At 71.4% G+C, this 17744-nt stretch carries 13 protein-coding genes; 9 read left to right on the top strand and 4 right to left on the bottom strand.

Annotation, left to right across the window (positions count from 1 at the left end; translation table 11 throughout):
* Positions 1-40: 40 nt before the first annotated feature.
* From ACWCRD_RS27265 to ACWCRD_RS27245, 5 genes are all read left to right on the top strand, one after another.
* On the top strand, positions 41-271 hold the full coding sequence (locus tag ACWCRD_RS27265; protein ID WP_450968405.1) for a winged helix-turn-helix domain-containing protein: 231 nt from the start codon (positions 41-43) through the stop codon (positions 269-271).
* A gap of 42 nt (positions 272-313) precedes the next feature.
* Positions 314-1786, top strand: a complete 1473-nt coding sequence (locus ACWCRD_RS27260; RefSeq protein WP_450968404.1) for a 3' terminal RNA ribose 2'-O-methyltransferase Hen1 — start codon at positions 314-316, stop codon at positions 1784-1786.
* Entirely contained in the window at positions 1783-4377 is a 2595-nt protein-coding gene (locus tag ACWCRD_RS27255; protein WP_450968403.1) for a polynucleotide kinase-phosphatase, read from the top strand. The genes ACWCRD_RS27260 and ACWCRD_RS27255 overlap by 4 nt, the downstream gene beginning before the upstream one ends.
* Before the next feature lie 231 nt (positions 4378-4608).
* Positions 4609-6717: a RiPP maturation radical SAM C-methyltransferase gene (locus tag ACWCRD_RS27250; protein WP_450968402.1), complete on the top strand. Its 2109-nt coding sequence runs from the start codon at positions 4609-4611 to the stop codon at positions 6715-6717.
* Positions 6718-6719: 2 nt separating this feature from the next.
* Positions 6720-7970, top strand: coding sequence for an MFS transporter (locus tag ACWCRD_RS27245; RefSeq protein ID WP_450968401.1), 1251 nt, complete (start codon positions 6720-6722; stop codon positions 7968-7970).
* A 296-nt stretch (positions 7971-8266) separates the two neighbouring features.
* On the opposite strand, the gene ACWCRD_RS27240 is transcribed toward ACWCRD_RS27245, so the two are convergent.
* Together ACWCRD_RS27240 and ACWCRD_RS27235 are read right to left on the bottom strand one after the other, a co-directional pair.
* Positions 8267-9160 (bottom strand): hypothetical protein, encoded by an 894-nt coding sequence (locus ACWCRD_RS27240; RefSeq protein ID WP_450968400.1) that lies wholly within the window; start codon positions 9158-9160, stop codon positions 8267-8269.
* A gap of 166 nt (positions 9161-9326) precedes the next feature.
* Positions 9327-10496, bottom strand: coding sequence for an SPFH domain-containing protein (locus tag ACWCRD_RS27235; protein ID WP_450968399.1), 1170 nt, complete (start codon positions 10494-10496; stop codon positions 9327-9329).
* 131 nt (positions 10497-10627) lie between these two features.
* On the opposite strand from ACWCRD_RS27235, the gene ACWCRD_RS27230 reads away from it, so the two are divergent.
* Together ACWCRD_RS27230 and argF are read left to right on the top strand one after the other, a co-directional pair.
* Positions 10628-11851, top strand: coding sequence for an arginine deiminase (locus ACWCRD_RS27230; protein ID WP_450968398.1), 1224 nt, complete (start codon positions 10628-10630; stop codon positions 11849-11851).
* 61 nt (positions 11852-11912) lie between these two features.
* The gene (argF, locus tag ACWCRD_RS27225; protein WP_450968397.1) at positions 11913-12920 is read left to right on the top strand and encodes an ornithine carbamoyltransferase; all 1008 of its coding nucleotides are present in this window, start codon (positions 11913-11915) and stop codon (positions 12918-12920) included.
* Positions 12921-12935: 15 nt separating this feature from the next.
* Here argF and ACWCRD_RS27220 read toward each other — a convergent pair whose 3' ends face one another.
* Complete coding sequence (locus tag ACWCRD_RS27220) at positions 12936-13394, bottom strand: ATP-binding protein (RefSeq protein WP_450968396.1); 459 nt, start codon at positions 13392-13394, stop codon at positions 12936-12938.
* A 300-nt stretch (positions 13395-13694) separates the two neighbouring features.
* Here ACWCRD_RS27220 and ACWCRD_RS27215 point away from each other — a divergent pair, with 300 nt between their 5' ends.
* On the top strand, positions 13695-14522 hold the full coding sequence (locus ACWCRD_RS27215; RefSeq protein ID WP_450968395.1) for an enoyl-CoA hydratase family protein: 828 nt from the start codon (positions 13695-13697) through the stop codon (positions 14520-14522).
* Complete coding sequence (locus tag ACWCRD_RS27210) at positions 14507-16897, top strand: bifunctional salicylyl-CoA 5-hydroxylase/oxidoreductase (RefSeq protein ID WP_450968394.1); 2391 nt, start codon at positions 14507-14509, stop codon at positions 16895-16897. The genes ACWCRD_RS27215 and ACWCRD_RS27210 overlap by 16 nt, the downstream gene beginning before the upstream one ends.
* Positions 16898-16931: 34 nt before the next feature.
* On the opposite strand, the gene ACWCRD_RS27205 is transcribed toward ACWCRD_RS27210, so the two are convergent.
* A complete protein-coding gene (locus ACWCRD_RS27205) occupies positions 16932-17744 on the bottom strand; it encodes a PaaX family transcriptional regulator (RefSeq protein ID WP_450968393.1) in 813 nt (270 codons plus the stop codon).

Here is a 17744-nt window from a genome sequence, read left to right as displayed (position 1 = left end):
CTCGATAGCACGTTGGGTGAATCTCTCGCACCCTGAATAGGTGGAGATCAACAGGGCAGAGCCTCACTGGCCGCAGGTTGCGGAGGAGATCCGGCGACGTATCCGAGAGGGCATGTACGCCCCTGGTGCGCGCGTACCGGGCACTGTGGCACTGGCAGCAGAGTTCGACGTGTCGCAGTCAACGGCATCCCGAGCACTGGCCAGACTCCGCGCTGAGGGCGTTGTGTATGTGGTCAGCGGCCGTGGCTACTTCGTCTCCGAGCCCACGTAATCCAGTACCGGACTTGGCCCACCGGCACCCATACTCGGTCATGTGTTCCTGACGATCTCCACTACTGGCGACGAGAGCAACCCGGCTACTGACCTGGGCTTTCTCCTCCACAAGCACCCTGACAACCTGTTCTCAACCAAGCTGTCCCACGGCACGGCGCACGTCCTCTACCCCGAGGCCGATGCCGAGCGCTGCACGGCGGCGCTGCTGCTGGAGGTCGACGCGGTGGCGCTGGTGCGGCGGGGGAAGGGCAAGGGACGCGGCGGCGCGCCCGACGCGGCGCTCGCGCAGTACGTCAACGACCGCCCGTACGCGGCCTCTTCGCTGCTCGCGGTGGCGCTGAGCAGCGTGTTCTCCAGCGCGATCCGCGGCGTGTGCAACGCCCGGCCGGAGCGTGCCGTGCAGCCGCTGCCGCTGCGCGTCGAGGTGCCCGCGCTGCCCGCCCGCGGCGGCCCGGAGCTGGTACGACGGCTGTTCGAGCCGCTGGGCTGGACCGTCACCGTGGAACCGGTGGCGCTGGACACCCAGTTCCCCGAGTGGGGCGAATCGCGGTATGTGCGGCTCGTCCTGGAGGGCGGGGCACTCACCCTTGCCGAGGCCCTGCGCCACCTCTACGTCCTGCTGCCGGTCCTCGATGACGCCAAGCACTACTGGGTGGCCTCCGACGAGGTCGACAAGCTGCTGCGGGCCGGCGAGGGCTGGCTGCCCGGCCACCCGGAGCAGAAGCTGATCACCAGCCGTTATCTCTCGCGCCGCTGGTCGCTGACGCGTGAGGCGATGGAGCGGCTGGAGCTGGTGCGGCTCGCGGAGGCGGACGACAGCGAGGTCGAGGACATCGACAACGCCGTCGAGGCGGAGACCGAGACGGAGGAGAAGCCCACCCCGCTCGCCGTGCAGCGACGCGACGCGATCATCGCCGCGCTCGGCGCGTCCGGCGCCGCCCGGGTGCTCGACCTCGGCTGCGGACAGGGCCAGTTGGTGCAGGCGCTGCTCAAGGACCCGCGGTTCACCGAGATCGTCGGCGTCGACGTGTCCATGCGCGCCCTGACCATCGCCTCGCGGCGGCTGAAGCTGGACCGCATGGGCGAGCGCCAGGCCTCGCGCGTCAAGCTCTTCCAGGGCTCGCTCGCGTACACGGACAAGCGGCTCAAGGGCTACGACGCCGCCGTGCTCAGCGAGGTCGTCGAGCACCTCGACCTGCCGCGGCTGCCCGCCCTGGAGTACGCGGTGTTCGGCGCGGCCCGCCCGAGGACCGTCCTGGTGACGACCCCGAACGTCGAGTACAACGTCCGCTGGGAGTCCCTCCCGGCCGGCCATGTCCGGCACGGTGACCACCGCTTCGAGTGGACCCGCGAGGAGTTCCGGAGCTGGGCGCACACGGTGGCCGAACGGCACGGGTACGGCGTGGAGTTCGTGGCGGTGGGGCCGGACGACCCGGAGGTGGGCCCGCCCACCCAGATGGCCGTGTTCCAGATCAAGACGGAGAAAACGGAGAAGGAGGCGAAGGCAGCATGACCGAGACAGCGAAGAACGCAGCTGAGAAGCGGGGACGGGTCCTCCCCGTCACCGACCTCTCCCTCGTTGTCCTCGTCGGCGCCTCCGGCTCCGGCAAGTCCACCTTCGCCCGCCGGCACTTCAAGCCGACCGAGGTGATCTCCTCCGACTTCTGCCGCGGCCTGGTCTGCGACGACGAGAACGACCAGAGCGCGACCAGGGACGCCTTCGACGTCCTGCACTACATCGCCGGCAAGCGCCTGGCGGCCGGCCGTCGCACCGTGGTCGATGCGACCAGCGTGCAGCAGGACGCCCGCCGTCAGCTGATCGACCTGGCCAAGCAGTACGACGTGCTGCCCATCGCCATCGTGCTGGACGTACCGGAGGAGGTGTGCGCCGAGCGCAACGCGGCCCGCACCGACCGGGCCGACATGCCGCGCCGGGTCATCCAGCGCCACATCCGCGAACTGCGCCGGTCCATACGGCACCTGGAGCGCGAGGGCTTCCGCAAGGTGCACGTCCTGCGCGGGGTGGAGGACATCGAGAACGCCTCCGTCGTCACCGAGAAGCGCTTCAACGACCTCACCCACCTCACCGGCCCCTTCGACATCATCGGCGACATCCACGGCTGCGCCTCCGAGCTGGAGTCGCTGCTCGGCAAGCTGGGCTACGTCGACGGCGTCCACGCCGAGGGCCGTACGGCCGTCTTCGTCGGCGACCTCGTCGACCGCGGCCCGGACAGCCCGGGCGTACTGCGCCGCGTGATGTCGATGGTCGAGTCCGGCAACGCGCTGTGCGTACCGGGCAACCACGAGAACAAGTACGGCCGGTACCTCAAGGGCCGCAAGGTCCAGCACACCCACGGCCTCGCCGAGACCATCGAGCAGATGGAGGGCGAGAGCGACGATTTCCGTGGCCGGGTACGGGAGTTCATCGACGGGCTGGTCAGCCACTACGTCCTCGACGGCGGCCGGCTGGTGGTCTGCCACGCCGGTCTGCCCGAGAAGTACCACGGCCGCACCTCCGGCCGGGTCCGCTCGCACGCGCTGTACGGCGACACCACGGGCGAGACCGACGAGTTCGGGCTGCCGGTCCGCTACCCGTGGGCGGAGGACTACCGGGGCCGGGCGGCGGTCGTCTACGGCCACACGCCCGTCCCGGAGGCCACCTGGCTCAACAACACCATCTGCCTGGACACCGGCGCCGTCTTCGGCGGCAAGCTCACCGCGCTGCGCTGGCCGGAGCGTGAGCTGGTCGACGTACCGGCCGAGCAGGTCTGGTACGAGCCGGCTAGGCCGCTGCTGACCGAGGCGCCCGGCGGGCACGACGGCCGGCCGCTGGACCTGAACGACGTGCACGGCCGCCGGGTCGTGGAGACCCGCCACTCCGGCCGGGTGGCCGTCCGCGAGGAGAACGCGGCCGCGGCCCTGGAGGTCATGAGCCGCTTCGCGGTCGACCCGCGTCTGCTGCCGTACCTGCCGCCGACCATGGCACCTACGGCGACCTCGCACGTGGACGGCTACCTGGAGCACCCGGTCGAGGCCTTCGCGCAGTACGCGGCCGACGGGGTGGCGCGGGTCGTGTGCGAGGAGAAGCACATGGGCTCGCGTGCGGTGGCCCTGGTGTGCCGGGACGCGGAGGCGGCGCGCAAGCGGTTCGGCGGTGGGGGTACCGCCCGCTCGAGCGAAGCCGAGAGTGGGGGAGGTCCGACCGGGGCGCTGTACACCCGTACCGGACGGCCGTTCTTCGACGACGAGTCGGTGACGGAGGAGATCCTCGGGCGCGTGCGCGCGGCGGTTGACGCGGCCGGTCTGTGGGACGAACTCGCCACCGACTGGCTGCTGTTGGACGCCGAGCTGATGCCGTGGTCGCTGAAGGCCGCGGGGCTTCTGCGGTCCCAGTACGCTGCCGTCGGCGCCGCGTCCGGGGCGGTGTTCCCCGGTGCGCTCGCCGCCCTGGAGGGTGCCGCGTCCCGGGGCGTCGAGGTGGCCGACCTGCTGGCGCGCCAGCGTGAACGGGCGTCGGCCGCGGCCGCGTTCACGGAGGCGTACCGCCGCTACTGCTGGACGACCGAGGGCCTGGACGGCGTACGACTCGCCCCCTTCCAGATCCTGGCCGTCCAGGGCCGCAGCCTCGCCGGGCTCCCGCACGACGAGCAGCTCGCACTGCTCGACCGGCTCGTCGAGCACGACGGCAGCGGCCTGCTGCAGACCACCCGACGGCTCTACGTCGACACCGGCGACCCGGAGTCGGTGCAGGCCGGCGTCGACTGGTGGCTGGAGATGACCGGTCGCGGCGGCGAGGGCATGGTCGTCAAGCCGCTGGGCGCGCTGGTGAGGAGCGAGGAGGGGCGGCTCGTGCAGCCCGGCATCAAGTGCCGGGGCCGCGAGTACCTGCGGATCATCTACGGTCCGGAGTACACCCGCCCGGACAACCTCGTCCGGCTGCGCAGCCGCTTCCTGAACCACAAGCGGTCGCTGGCGATCCGCGAGTACGCCCTGGGCCTGGAGGCCCTGGACCGGCTGGCGGAGGGCGAGCCGCTGTGGCGGGTGCACGAGGCCGTGTTCGGGGTGCTGGCGCTGGAGTCGGAGCCGGTGGACCCGCGGCTTTGAGCCAATCGTGAGCCGTGTTCACACAAGCGCCAGGGAAACCTTGTGTCACACGCGCAGCCCCGCCTAACTTGAACAACCTTACGAATCGGGGGAGTTCGAGGAGGGCGGGGCAGGCGTGGAGATCAAGAAGGTAGTGGTCCGGGAGGAAGAGAAGACCAACCGGCAGCCGCGCATCGTGGAGAAACGGCCGACGCCCTGACCGGTCGGCGGGGCGGCACGGGCATCACGCTCGTGACGATGCCCTGGCATCCGATCGATCTGCCCTCGCTTCAGCTGGGCCTGTTGCACGCTCTGGTCTCGCGCACCCGCCCGCAGGACGAGGTGCGCGAGTTCCACGGCTCCCTGCGCTGGGCGGAGTTCCTGCTGGAACGCTCCGGGGGACGGCTGCGACCGGGTGACTACGTGCGGGTCGGCAGCGACTCGATCTTCCACGGCCTGGGCGACTGGGTCTTCTCCGGAGCCCTCTACGACGATCCCGACTGGGGCACCGCGCGACTGCGCGACTACGCCGTCCGGCACGGGATCGACGTGGACACGGCATGCGAAATGCGCGCGCACGCGGCCGACTTCGTCGCTGACTGCGCGGACGAGGTACTCGCCGACGAGCCCGCTGTCGTCGGATTCACCAGCACCTTCATGCAGAACGTGTCCTCCCTCGCGCTCGCCCGCGAGCTCAAGCTCCGCCGCCCGCAGGTGACGATCGTCTTCGGCGGCAGCAACTGCGACGGCCCCATGGGGCACGCCCTGCACCGCAACCACCGCTTCGTCGACCATGTGGTGCGTGGCGAGGGCGAGTACGCCTTCCCCGCGCTGCTGCGCCACCTCGACGACGGCACACCTCCCGCGGACGTGCCGGGCCTGTGCTGGTGGGAGGGCGGGGTCTCACGCGCCAACCCCGAGTCGCGGCGCACGGTGGCGCCCGCCGACATCCCCTCGCCCGACTACGACGACTGGCACTCGGCGCTGGAGGCCTCCCCGGTCGCGGAGTACGTGCACCCCAAGCTGGTCGTGGAGGGTGCGCGCGGCTGCTGGTGGGGCGAGAAGCACCACTGCACCTTCTGCGGGCTCAACGGTTCGGCCATGGCCTTCCGTGCCAAGCCCGGCGAGCGCCTCTGGTCCGAGGTCGACCGCCTGGTGCGCCGGCACCGCATCCTCGACGTGGTCACCGTCGACAACATCATCGACATGGCGTACTTCAAGGACTTCCTGCCGCGGGCCGCCGCCAGCGGCTGGGACCTACGCATGCACTACGAGGTCAAGTCCAACCTCACCCCGGACCAGCTGGCCCTCCTCGCCGACTCGGGCACCGTGCACATCCAGCCGGGCATCGAGAGCCTCGGCAGCCGTGTCCTCGACCTCATGGACAAGGGCGTCACCGGGGCCCGCAACGTCCGCACCCTGCGCGAGTGCGAGAACCACGCGCTGACCTGCTCCTGGAACTTCCTCTACGGCTTCCCGGGCGAGACCGCCGACGACTACACAGCCGTCATCGACCAGCTCCCGGCCCTGGTCCACCTCCAGCCCCCGAGCGGCGCCCACCGCATCCAGCTCGAACGGTTCAGCCCCCACTTCAACGACCCCGGCCTCGGCTTCGGCAGGCGCAGCCCGGCCGAGATGTACCGGCACGTCTACGACCTGCCCGAGGACGAACTCACCGATCTCGTCTATCTGTTCGACACGGAGGACGCAGGCATCGGGGGAGAGGCGGAGGCCCGCCTGAAGCAGGGCGTCGAGCACTGGCTCACCGTCCACTCGACATCGCGGCTGACGTTCGCCGAGGACGGAGAGACCCTGCTGGTGCACGACCGGCGGGCGGGCTGGCCGCGGCGCACACACAGGTTCACCGGCTGGCGGGCTGCCGCCCTGCGCCGGCTGGAGGACGGGCGGACCGTCCCGGCGCTGCACCGTCTGCTGCAGGAGGACGGTCACCGTGTCACGGCCGAGGACCTGGACGAGTGGCTTGGCCGTGCCCTCGACCTCGGCCTGTTGTTCCGTGACGGGCGGACATACGTCTCTCTCCCCACATGGGGCGTGCCGGTGCGGCTCGACGAGCCGGGGTATGCCTACGAGATGCTCCACTACCGGCGCGGCCCCGATTTCGTCATCGTCATGGACCGGAGGGACAGGGGGGTGGCGGCCCGCTACACGCTCGACGACCCCGACCTCCTCGCCACCTTCGACACCCTTCAACAACCCACGCCACTGGCCGAGTTGGGCGTCAGACAACGGGAAGCGGCGAAGCTGCTGGCGGACGAGGGACTGGCCCTGGTCACGGATGGCCGGGCGGTCGCCCTGCCACCCCGCCTTGGGCGCTGGCCCGTGCCCTGCACCGGAATCTGAGGGTGACCGCCCCGCCCGAGACCCGGCCCCTACGACGCCACCGCCCTTTCGTCCTGCTCTGCGCGGAACAGACGGCAGGCTCCGTCGGCCGCCAGATCACCGCGCTCGCCCTGACCCTGCTCGCCGTCACGGTCCTGGACGCCGGGCCGTTCGCCGCCTCGGTGATCCTCGCGCTGACCTATCTGCCCGGCGCGGTGCTGAGCCCCTTCGCCGGAGTGCTGGTCGACCGCGTACGGCTGCGACGACTGCTGGTCCTGGCGACATCCCTGCAGGCCCTGGTCATCGGCTCCGTCCCGCTCGCCCGGACCGCCGGGCACCTGACCTGGCTGCATCTTTATACGGTCGCCGCGGTGTCCGGCGCCTTGACCTTCACCTTGTCCATCGCCGTCCAGGCGGCGCTGCCCCGGGTCGTCGGCGCCGACCGGCTGCTCGCCGCCAACTCCGTGCTGACCGGCGCCCGCACCATCGGTCAGATCGGCGGCCCGGCCCTCGGCGGGGTTCTCGTGGGCCTCACCGGAACCGGCGCCGCACTGACGGCCGGAAGCATCGCCTACGCCGTCGAGGCACTGGTGCTCTTCGCCCTGCCCGCCACTCTCGACACCCCGCCCGCACCGCACAAAGTCCCCGGGCGCTCGCCGACTTCCGCCCTGCGGACGGGACTCGAGGTCGTACGGCGGGAACGGCGGCTGTACCGCATGGTGCTGGCCGGCGCCGGACTCAATCTGGGCAGCGGCGCCTCGGCCGCGCTCTACGTCCTGTACGCGAGCCGTGAACTGGGCCTGCCCGCCTGGCAGTTGGGCACGACGTACGCCATGTTCAGTGCGGCGACCGTGCTCGGGATCGTGGTGGCCAGGCGGTTCGGCGCACGTCTGGGGCTGTGGCGGACGACGAGGATCTGCGGACTGGTGGCGGGCGCCGCGGGCTACCTGATCCCGGCGGCATCCACCGGCCCCGCCTTCCCGCTCCTCCTCGCGTACCAGGTCTCGTACGGCCTCGCCGTCACCGTCTGGACCATCTCCCTGACCACCCTCCAGCAACTGATCGCGCCATCCGGAATGCAGGGCCGCGTCGCGGGTTTCAACCAGGCGGCACTCCTGACGACGGTGCCGGTCGGCGCCCTGGGCGGCGGGGCACTGGCAGCGGCGCTGGGCAACGTACCGGTACTGCTGGCGGCAGCGACGATCGCACTGGCCTCCGGTGCGACGCTGTGGGCGCCGGTGCGGGAGCTGTCGCTACCCGGCCAGGCGCAGTGATGTCCCCGCCACCACGTCGGGTGCAGTGCGTCTCCCTCCATCTCGCCCCCGAAGGCGATCACCGCTCGGCTTCGACGGCGAGGGTGAGACGGGCCGAGGCGGCGAGTTCGCCTGCGACCAACGACCCCCTCGTGGCCGGCGGCCGCGCCGGCGTCCGGTGCCATGCTGTGGGCGCACCGCCAGGCTCAGCCGGCCATCTGCGGCGAGAGCCGCAGCGCCGCCACGGCCGCCACGGCCGCCACGGCCGCGACGGGCGCGGCCGGGTGGCGGGCAGGCCGAGCGTCCCGATGGGGGTGCTACCCGACCAGGCGCAGTGACGTCCCCGCCATGCCCACCCGCACCGATTGGCCCCATGTCAGCTGCAGTGCGTCCTGCTCCATCCCGTCCCCGAAGGCGATCAGCCGCTCGGACTCGACGGTGAGGGTGAGGCGGGCCGAGGCCGCGAGTTCGCCTGCGACCAACGACGTCCCGGTGGCCGGTGACGGCCATGCCTCCCGTACGAACCACAGCAGCCGGTCGTCGGTCGGGCGCGGCAGCGACAGGGCGGCGCCCCGCTCCTGCCACACCGAGCGGATCCATCCCGTCGCGCCGGTCCCCGTCCCCACCAGCACCCCGGACGAAGCCTGGGCCTCGACGACACCCCCGTCGCCCTCGAGGCCCAGGCGGTACCTGGCCGTCTGATGTCCGGCGGCGCCCAGGTAGATCTCGTTGAGCGCGACGATCCGCTGGGTGTCGTCTGCGACCGCCTCGACCATGGTGAGTTCGTCCACGGCGCTCGTACGCACCGCAGGGAGCAGCGCCGCCGCGTCCGCGGGTCGGTGCCGTACCAGGACGCCCGGGTTGCGCCCGGGGTCCGTGTCGATGCCCACCACCGGCTGCCCGGCGAGGTACTTGGCGACGTTCGCCACCAGCCCGTCCTGCCCGACGACCACCACCACGTCCTCCGGCGCGAACAGGAAACGGTCCAGGTCGCCCCGCTCCACCTGTGCCTGACGCCAGGTCAGCGGAATCGCGGCGGTCACCTCGGCGAGAGCACGCCGGGTGCGACGGTGCCGCTCGGCCACCTCCGCGATGTCCCGGCCCCGGGAGGAGAGGAAGAAGGCGGCCTGCCCGTGCGTACCGTGGTGGGCCACCAACTCCTCGTACTCCGTGGTCCGATGGACGAGAACGACACGCGGCGCGAGGCTCACGCGGCGCACTCCACGCAGCGGACGGGCCGGGACAGGGTTCCCGTCGGTCCGGCGGTGGACGGTGGCTGCCCGGCGCTCGGGGCCGTGTCGCGGAACACGGCCCGGTCGGCCGGAGACGGACCGAGCGCCCTCACCCCCGGGAATCCGGCCCGTCCGGCTCCCGTCCTCACGTCCGCTCACCGTTGCCGAGCCGGGCGAGCAGTCCCGTAAGTACGTCCGGTGAGATGGTCACGCTGTCGATGTTCGGCAGGTTCTCCGCCAGCCGGGTCCCGGCGAGGGCGTGCAGGGTCGCGACGTCCACCTCTCCATGCACCCGCAGCCAGGCCGCCTGTGCCTGGGCCCGCGCCTCCCCGACCTCGCGCGCGCCCTCGGCCTCGGCGCGGGCGAGGCGGACCGAACGAGCCGCCTCGGCATCGGCCATCCGCACCGTCCGCGCCGCCTCCGCCTCCGCCAGCCGCTCGGTACGCCGCGCCTCGGCGTCCGCGAGCTGTACGGACCGCGTGGCCTCCGCGTCGGCCAGCCGCAGTGAGCGGTCCGCCTCCGCCTGCGCCAGCTTCACGGTCCGCGCCGCCTCCGCCTCCGCCCGTACCGCGTCCGCCGCCGCGTGCTCCTCGGCCTCCCGCCGGGCGTTCGTGCCGCGCTGCTCGACCAACTGCTCCTCGCGGCGGGCGAGTTCGATCTGGCTGGCCAGTTCGTTCTCGGCGATCGCCCGCTCCCGCTCGACGGCCACGGCCCGCCGCTCGTACGTCGCCCGGTCGGCCTCCTGCTGGATCTGCTCGCGGGCGGGCGTGCGCAGGGCCCGCTCCACCTCCGGCTCCGGACGCAGCGCCACCACACGGACGGCGACGACCTCGATGCCGGTCGCCGGCAGCCGCGGCTCGGCGCCCAGCCCCGCCGCGACCCGCTCCCGTACCGCCGCCACCCCGTCCACCAGCGCCGACGACAGTGACGTACGAGCGAGGACGTCCAGCGCATGCTGCTGGGCCGTCTCCGTCAGCAGCGTCCCCAGCTGCTCCAGCGGCGCGCCCCGCCACACCCCGGTGTCCGGGTCCACGGAGAAGTCAAGACGGGCCGCGGCGAGCGCCGGGTCACTGATCCGGTACGTCACCGTCGCCTGCACCGCCACGTCCTGGAAGTCGGACGTACGGGCATGGAAGGTCATGGCCAGCTCCCGGTCGTCGACCGGGACTTCGGAGAGCGCCGCGGTCAGCGCACGGAACCAGAAGCTGAGCCCCGGGCCGTCGTGCAGCAGTTTCCCCGCGCGCTGGTGCCGGATGTGCGCCGTCGGCGCGCCGCGCAGATGGCGCCAGCCCAGACGCCGTGTGATGTCGGCCATCGAACCCCCTCGATTCTCGTCCGTTAGACGATAACCGCCGTGAGTGTTTATCGTCAAGGGGACGAAAACAAGAAGGCGAAGAATCCGTCCACCAGCGGGTCAAGAAGGCCCCCGGTGGTCAGGATGGAGGCATGGGAATGCATGTCGACTCCGAGGCCGGGCGGCTGCGCCGCGTCATACTCCACCGGCCGGATCTCGAGCTCAAAAGGCTCACCCCCAGCAACAAGGACGCCCTCCTCTTCGACGACGTGCTCTGGGTGCGCCGGGCACGCGCCGAGCACGACGGCTTCGCCGACGTCCTGCGCGACCGCGGGGTCGCCGTCCACCTCTTCGGCGACCTGCTCACCGAGGCCCTGGAGATCCCGGCGGCCAGAACGCTCGTCCTGGACCGCGTCTTCGACGAGAAGGAGTACGGCGTCCTCGCCACCGACCACCTCAGAGCCGCCTTCGAGACCCTCCCCGCACAGGAACTGGCCGAGGCCCTGGTCGGCGGCATGACCAAGCGCGAGTTCCTGGACGCCCACGCCGAGCCCACCTCCGTCCGCTTCCACGTCATGGACCTCGACGACTTCCTCCTCGCGCCGCTCCCCAACCACCTCTTCACCCGCGACACCTCCGCCTGGATCTACGACGGCGTCTGTGTCAATGCCATGCGCTGGCCGGCCCGGCAGCGTGAGACGGTCCACTTCGAGGCGATCTACCGCCACCACCCCCTCTTCCGCGACGAGGACTTCCGCGTCTGGTCCGAGGGACAGGCCGACTACCCGTCCACCATCGAGGGCGGCGACGTCCTGGTCATCGGCAACGGCGCCGTCCTGATCGGCATGAGCGAGCGCACCACCCCGCAGGCGGTGGAGATGCTGGCGCACAAGCTGTTCGAGGCCGGCTCCGCGCAGACGATCGTGGCCCTCGACATGCCGAAGCGGCGCGCCTTCATGCACCTCGACACCGTGATGACGATGGTCGACGGCGACACCTTCACCCAGTACGCGGGCCTCGGCATGCTCCGCTCGTACACCATCGAGCCGGGCGCCGGCGACAAGGAGCTCAAGGTCACCGACCACCCGCCGGAGCACATGCACCGCGCGATCGCCGCCGCCCTCGGGCTGAGCGAGATCCGCGTCCTGACCGCCACCCAGGACGTGCACGCCGCGGAGCGCGAGCAGTGGGACGACGGCTGCAACGTCCTCGCCGTCGAGCCGGGCGTCGTCGTCGCCTACGAACGCAACGCCACCACCAACACCCATCTGCGCAAGCAGGGCATCGAGGTCATCGAGATCCCCGGCAGCGAACTGGGGCGGGGTCGAGGCGGCCCGCGCTGTATGAGCTGTCCGGTCGAACGGGATGCCGTATAGAAATGCGAATCGTCGTATAGACTTCCAGCGGTATTCGTCCCCGCATTTCTGGAGCGCCCCCATGGCGACAGTCCCGACCGCCCTCGCCGGCCGCAACTTCCTCAAGGAGCTCGACTTCTCCCAGCAGGAGTTCCTCGGCCTGATCGAGCTGGCCGCCGAGCTGAAGGCCGCCAAGAAGGCCGGGACCGAGACGCAGTACCTGCGGGGCCGGAACATCGCTCTGATCTTCGAGAAGACCTCGACACGCACACGCTGCGCGTTCGAGGTCGCCGCCGCCGACCAGGGCGCCTCGACGACCTACCTCGACCCCGCGGGCTCGCAGATCGGGCACAAGGAGTCCGTGAAGGACACCGCGCGCGTGCTGGGGCGGATGTACGACGCGATCGAGTACCGCGGGCACGGACAGGGCGTCGTCGAGGAGCTGGCCGCGTACGCCGGGGTCCCCGTCTACAACGGCCTCACCGACGAGTGGCACCCCACCCAGATGCTCGCCGACGTGCTCACCATGACCGAGCACAGCGACAAGCCGCTGGGCGAGACGGTCTTCGCCTACCTCGGCGACTCCCGCTACAACATGGGCAACTCCTACCTGGTCACCGGCGCCCTGCTCGGCATGGACGTCCGGATCGTCGCGCCCCGGGTGCTGTGGCCGGACGAGACGATCGTCGAGGTGGCCCAGCAGCTCGCCCTCGCCTCCGGCGGCCGGGTCACCCTCACCGAGGACGTGAAGGAGGGCGTGCGCCACGCCGACTTCGTCGCCACCGACGTCTGGGTGTCGATGGGGGAGCCCAAGGAGGTCTGGGACGAGCGCATAGCGCTGCTCGGCCCCTACGCCGTGACCATGGACGTGCTGCGCGCCACCGGCAACCCGGACGTGAAGTTCATGCACTGTCTGCCGGCCTTCCACGACCTCGGCACCCGCGTCGGCCGCGAGGTCCACGAGCGGCACGGCCTCACGGAGCTGGAGGTCACCGACGAGGTGTTCGAGTCGGAGCACTCCGTGGTCTTCGACGAGGCCGAGAACCGTATGCACACCATCAAGGCGGTCCTGGTCGCGACCCTGGCGTGAGGCCCGGCCCCGTGCTCAGGCGGGACGCCGCTGCAGAGGCACCACCGGCAGACGGAACCACACGGCCTTGCCGGACGTCGTCGGCCGGTGACCGCAGGACGAACTGAGCGCGCGGATCAGCAGCAGTCCGCGCCCGTGCTCCTGCCAGGGGTCGGGCATCTCCGCGCCCGGCCAGGTGAGATCGAAGGGCGGCACCGGGTCGGGGTCGTGCACCTCGACCTGGCAGCCGCTCGGCAGCAGCTCCACCACGAGCTCTATCGGGGAGTCGCCGACGACGGTGTGTTCCACGGCGTTCGCGACCAGCTCCGCCGTGAGCAGTTCCGCGGTGTCGCAGTCGGCCCCGTGCTCCAGCTCGGCCAGCGCCGTGCGCACGAGTGCACGGGCCACGGGCACGGCCGCGGCGGAGTGCGGCAGTGCGATGCGCCAGGAGGCGGCGGACGCGGAGGGGCGGTCGTACAAGGCGGGTCCGTTCATGAGCAGGCTGTCCTGCTTTCAACTTTTACGAATCGTACGGCGCCGCCCGACGAGACGCCCGGCGGGCACCGTGCGGGACCTTCGGCCCCGCTGACGGGCGGCTTACCCGTAGCAACGGCTTGCCTCGCGGCGCCGCTCCCGTCGTAGCCGCTCTGTCGACGAGCCGTGACGGATGTGACCGAGCCGGGTCACATTCGGACAGCTCTATCGCGCCCTCATGACGACAGTCACGGATGGGTGATAACTTCGAAGGGTAGAGCTCAGTGAGGCAGTGCCCGCCCCCCGAGGAGGCCGCACGTCATGAGTCCCTTCACCGGCTCCGCCGCCCGCACCTCCGACTGGCGGCATCTGCGCGTGGAGCACGCCGACGGGGTCGCCACGGTCACCCTCGCCCGCCCCGAGAAACTCAACGCGCTCACCTTCGGCGCCTACGCCGACCTGCGCGACCTGCTCGCCGAACTCTCCCGCGAGCGGTCCGTGCGGGCGCTGGTCCTGGCCGGCGAGGGCCGCGGCTTCTGCTCGGGCGGCGATGTCGACGAGATCATCGGCGCGACCCTGTCCATGGACACCGCCCAGCTCCTCGACTTCAACCGGATGACCGGCCAGACCGTGCGGGCGATACGGGAGTGCCCGTTCCCGGTGATCGCGGCGGTGCACGGGGTGGCGGCGGGCGCCGGGGCGGTCCTCGCCCTGGCGGCGGACTTCCGCGTCGCGGACCCGTCCGCCCGGTTCGCGTTCCTGTTCACCAGGGTGGGCCTGTCCGGCGGCGACATGGGCGCGGCGTATCTGCTGCCGAGGGTCGTGGGCCTGGGGCACGCCACCCGCCTGCTGATGCTGGGCGAACCGGTCCGCGCCCCCGAGGCGGAACGCATCGGCCTCATCAGCGAACTGACCGACGAGGGCCGCGCCGACGAGGCGGCACAGGACCTGGCCCGCCGCCTGGCCGACGGCCCGGCCCTGGCATACGCCCAGACAAAGGCGCTGCTGACCGCCGAACTGGACATGCCGCTCGCGGCCTCCGTCGAACTGGACGCCTCAACCCAGGCGCTGCTGATGAACGGCGAGGACTACGCGGAGTTCCATGCGGCGTTCACAGAAAAACGCCCTCCCAAATGGAGGGGACGGTGACCATGCCCACCCCAGGGGCGCGGGACTGTGTTGAATTTGCGGCTACCGCCGCGGGGGCGCGACCAGCCACAACGAACCCGCACCCGCCGACGGCGACCAGCCACCCCCTACGAGTGGCGATCATCGGCGGCGGCCCCGGCGGCCTGTACGCCGCCGCCCTCCTGAAACGGCTCAACCCACAGCGCGAAATCACGGTGTGGGAACGCAACGCCCCCGACGACACCTTCGGCTTCGGAGTAGTCCTCTCCGACGAAACCCTCGGCGGCATCGAACACGCCGACCCCGTGGTCTACGAGGCCCTCCAGAAGCACTTCACCCGCTGGGACGACATCCACATCGTCCACCGCAACACCCGCCAGGCCTCCTCAGGACACGGTTTCGCCGCCCTCGGCAGAAAACGCCTCCTGGAGATCCTCCACGACCGCTGTCACGCCCTCGGCGTAGAACTCCGCTTCCGTTCGGAAGCCCCGTACCCCGACTGGCTGGCACAGTCGTACGACCTGGTCATCGCCGCCGACGGAGTCAACAGCACCACCCGCGAGGCCTACGCCGATGTGTTCCGCCCCCGGGTGGCCACCCACCGCTGCCGCTACATCTGGCTCGCCGCCGACTTCGCCTTCGACGCCTTCCGCTTCGAGATCGCCGAGACCGAACACGGCGTGATGCAGCTGCACGGCTACCCCTACGCTCCCGACGCCTCGACGGTGATCGTAGAAATGCACGAGAACGTGTGGCGGGCCGCCGGTTTCGAGGACCTCGACGAGGCGGAGTCCGTCGAACGCTGCGCCAAGATCTTCTCCGAAGCCCTCCGCGGCCGCCCGCTCCGCTCCAACAAGTCGGCGTGGACCACCTTCCGTACGGTCGTCAACGAGCGCTGGTCCCACGGCAACGTGGTCCTGCTCGGCGACGCCGCCCACACCGCCCACTTCTCCATCGGCTCCGGCACCAAGCTCGCCGTCGAGGACGCCCTCGCACTCGCCGCCTGCCTGGAGGAACAGCCCACACTGGCCGAGGCGCTCGCGGCCTACGAGACGGAACGCAAACCCGTCGTCGCCTCCACCCAGCGCGCGGCCCGCGCCAGCCTGGAGTGGTTCGAGAACCTGGGGCTCTACCTCGACCAGCCGCCCCGCCAGTTCGCCTTCAACCTGCTCACCCGCAGCCGCCGCGTCACCCACGACAACCTGCGGCTGCGCGACGCCCGCTTCACCGAAGCAGTGGAGCGCGAGTTCGGCTGCCCGCCCGGTACGCCGCCCATGTTCACGCCGTTCCGGCTGCGCGGTCTGACCCTGCGCAACCGGGTCGTCGTCTCGCCCATGGACATGTACTCGGCGGTCGACGGCGTCCCCGGCGACTTCCACCTCGTCCATCTGGGCGCACGGGCGCTCGGCGGCGCCGGCCTGGTGATGACCGAGATGGTGTGTGTCAGCGCGGAGGGCCGGATCACCCCCGGCTGCACCGGCCTCTACACCGGACGGCAGGCCGAGTCCTGGAAACGGATCACCGCGTTCGTGCACGCCCAGTCGCCCGGCACCGCGATCGGCGTGCAGCTCGGCCACTCCGGCCGCAAGGGCTCGACCAGGCTGATGTGGGAGGGCATGGACGAACCGCTGCCCGACGGCAACTGGCCCCTGGCGGCGGCCTCACCGCTGCCGTACAAGCCGGGCAGCCAGACCCCGCGCGAGCTGACCCGTGCCCAACTCACCGACATCCGCGAGCAGTTCACGTCCGCCGCCTGGCGGGCCGCCCGCGCGGGCTTCGACCTCCTCGAACTCCACTGCGCCCACGGCTATCTGCTCTCCGGCTTCCTCTCCCCGCTCACCAACCGCCGTACCGACGCCTACGGCGGCTCGCTGGAGAAACGACTCCGCTTCCCGCTGGAGGTCTTCGACGCGGTACGCGGCGTGTGGCCCGAGGAGAAGCCCATGACCGTCCGCATCTCGGCCACCGACTGGGCCGAAGGCGGTACGACGGCCGAGGACGCCGTCGAGATCGCCCGCGCCTTCGCCGCGCACGGTGTCGACGCCATCGACGTGTCGACGGGGCAGGTCGTGGCCGACGACCGCCCGGAGTTCGGGCGCTCGTACCAGACGCCGTACGCCGACCGCATCCGCCACACCACCGGCCTCCCCGTGATCGCGGTCGGCGCGATCTCCTCCTGGGACGACGTCAACTCCCTGATCCTGGCAGGCCGTACGGACCTGTGCGCGCTCGCCCGCCCTCACCTCTACGACCCGCACTGGACCCTGCATGCCGCAGCCGAGCAGGGCTACGAGGGCCCCGGCGTCGTCTGGCCGGCCCCGTACCGCGCGGGCAGCCGCCGCCCGCAGACGGGACGCACGGACGCCCCCAAACCCCGCCTGACCCTGGAGACCTGACAGAGCACGCCGTCGCGTGCGAGGACCTCGGGGGTCATACGCCCGCGAACTCGGCCCCCGCGTCCCTCAACCGCGCATGCAGCTCCCGGAAGACGGCCGCCGAGCGCACGCCGGGCCAGTCCTCGGGGAGGAGGCGGGCGGGCAGGCCGGGGTCGGTGTAGGGGAGGTGGCGCCAGGAGTCGAGGGCGAGGAGGTAGTCGCGGTACGCCTCCTCGGGCGGGGTGTCCGCCCGGTGCTCCCACTCGTGCAGCACGGGCGCGTGCCGGTCGAGGAAGGCCTCGTGCTCCTTGGCGATCGCGGCCAGGTCCCACCAGCGGGCGACCGCCTCCTCGGTCGCCGCGAACCCGAGGTGGTCGCCGCGGAACAGGTCGACGTACGGGTCGAGGTGCAGCCGCTGGAGGGTGTGCCGGGTCTCCTCGTACAGCCGGGCGGGAGCGATCCACACCCCGGGTGCCGCCGTGCCGAACCCGAGCCCGGCCAGCCGGGAGCGCAGCACGTGCCGCTTCTGCCGCTCCGACTCCGGCACCGAGAACACGGCGAGCACCCAGCCCTCGTCCTCGGGCGGGGCGGTGGAGTAGATGCGCCGGTCGCCGTCGTCGAGCAGCTGACGGGCGTCCGGCGAGAGTTCGTACCCGGCCGCGCCCTGCGCCGTACGGGCCGGCAGCAGCAGTCCGCGGCGTTTGAGGCGGGAGACCGACGAGCGCACCGAGGGTGCGTCCACGCCGACCGCGGCCAGCAGCCGGATCAGTTCGGCGACGGGCACGGGGCCCGGCGCGAAGCGGCCGTACGCGCCGTAGAGCGTGACGATGAGAGACCGTGGTGCATGCTGGTCGGACACGTTGATCAT

It is taken from the genome of Streptomyces sp. NPDC002092 (assembly GCF_053593775.1).
This window is presented reverse-complemented; position numbering and strand designations above follow the sequence as displayed.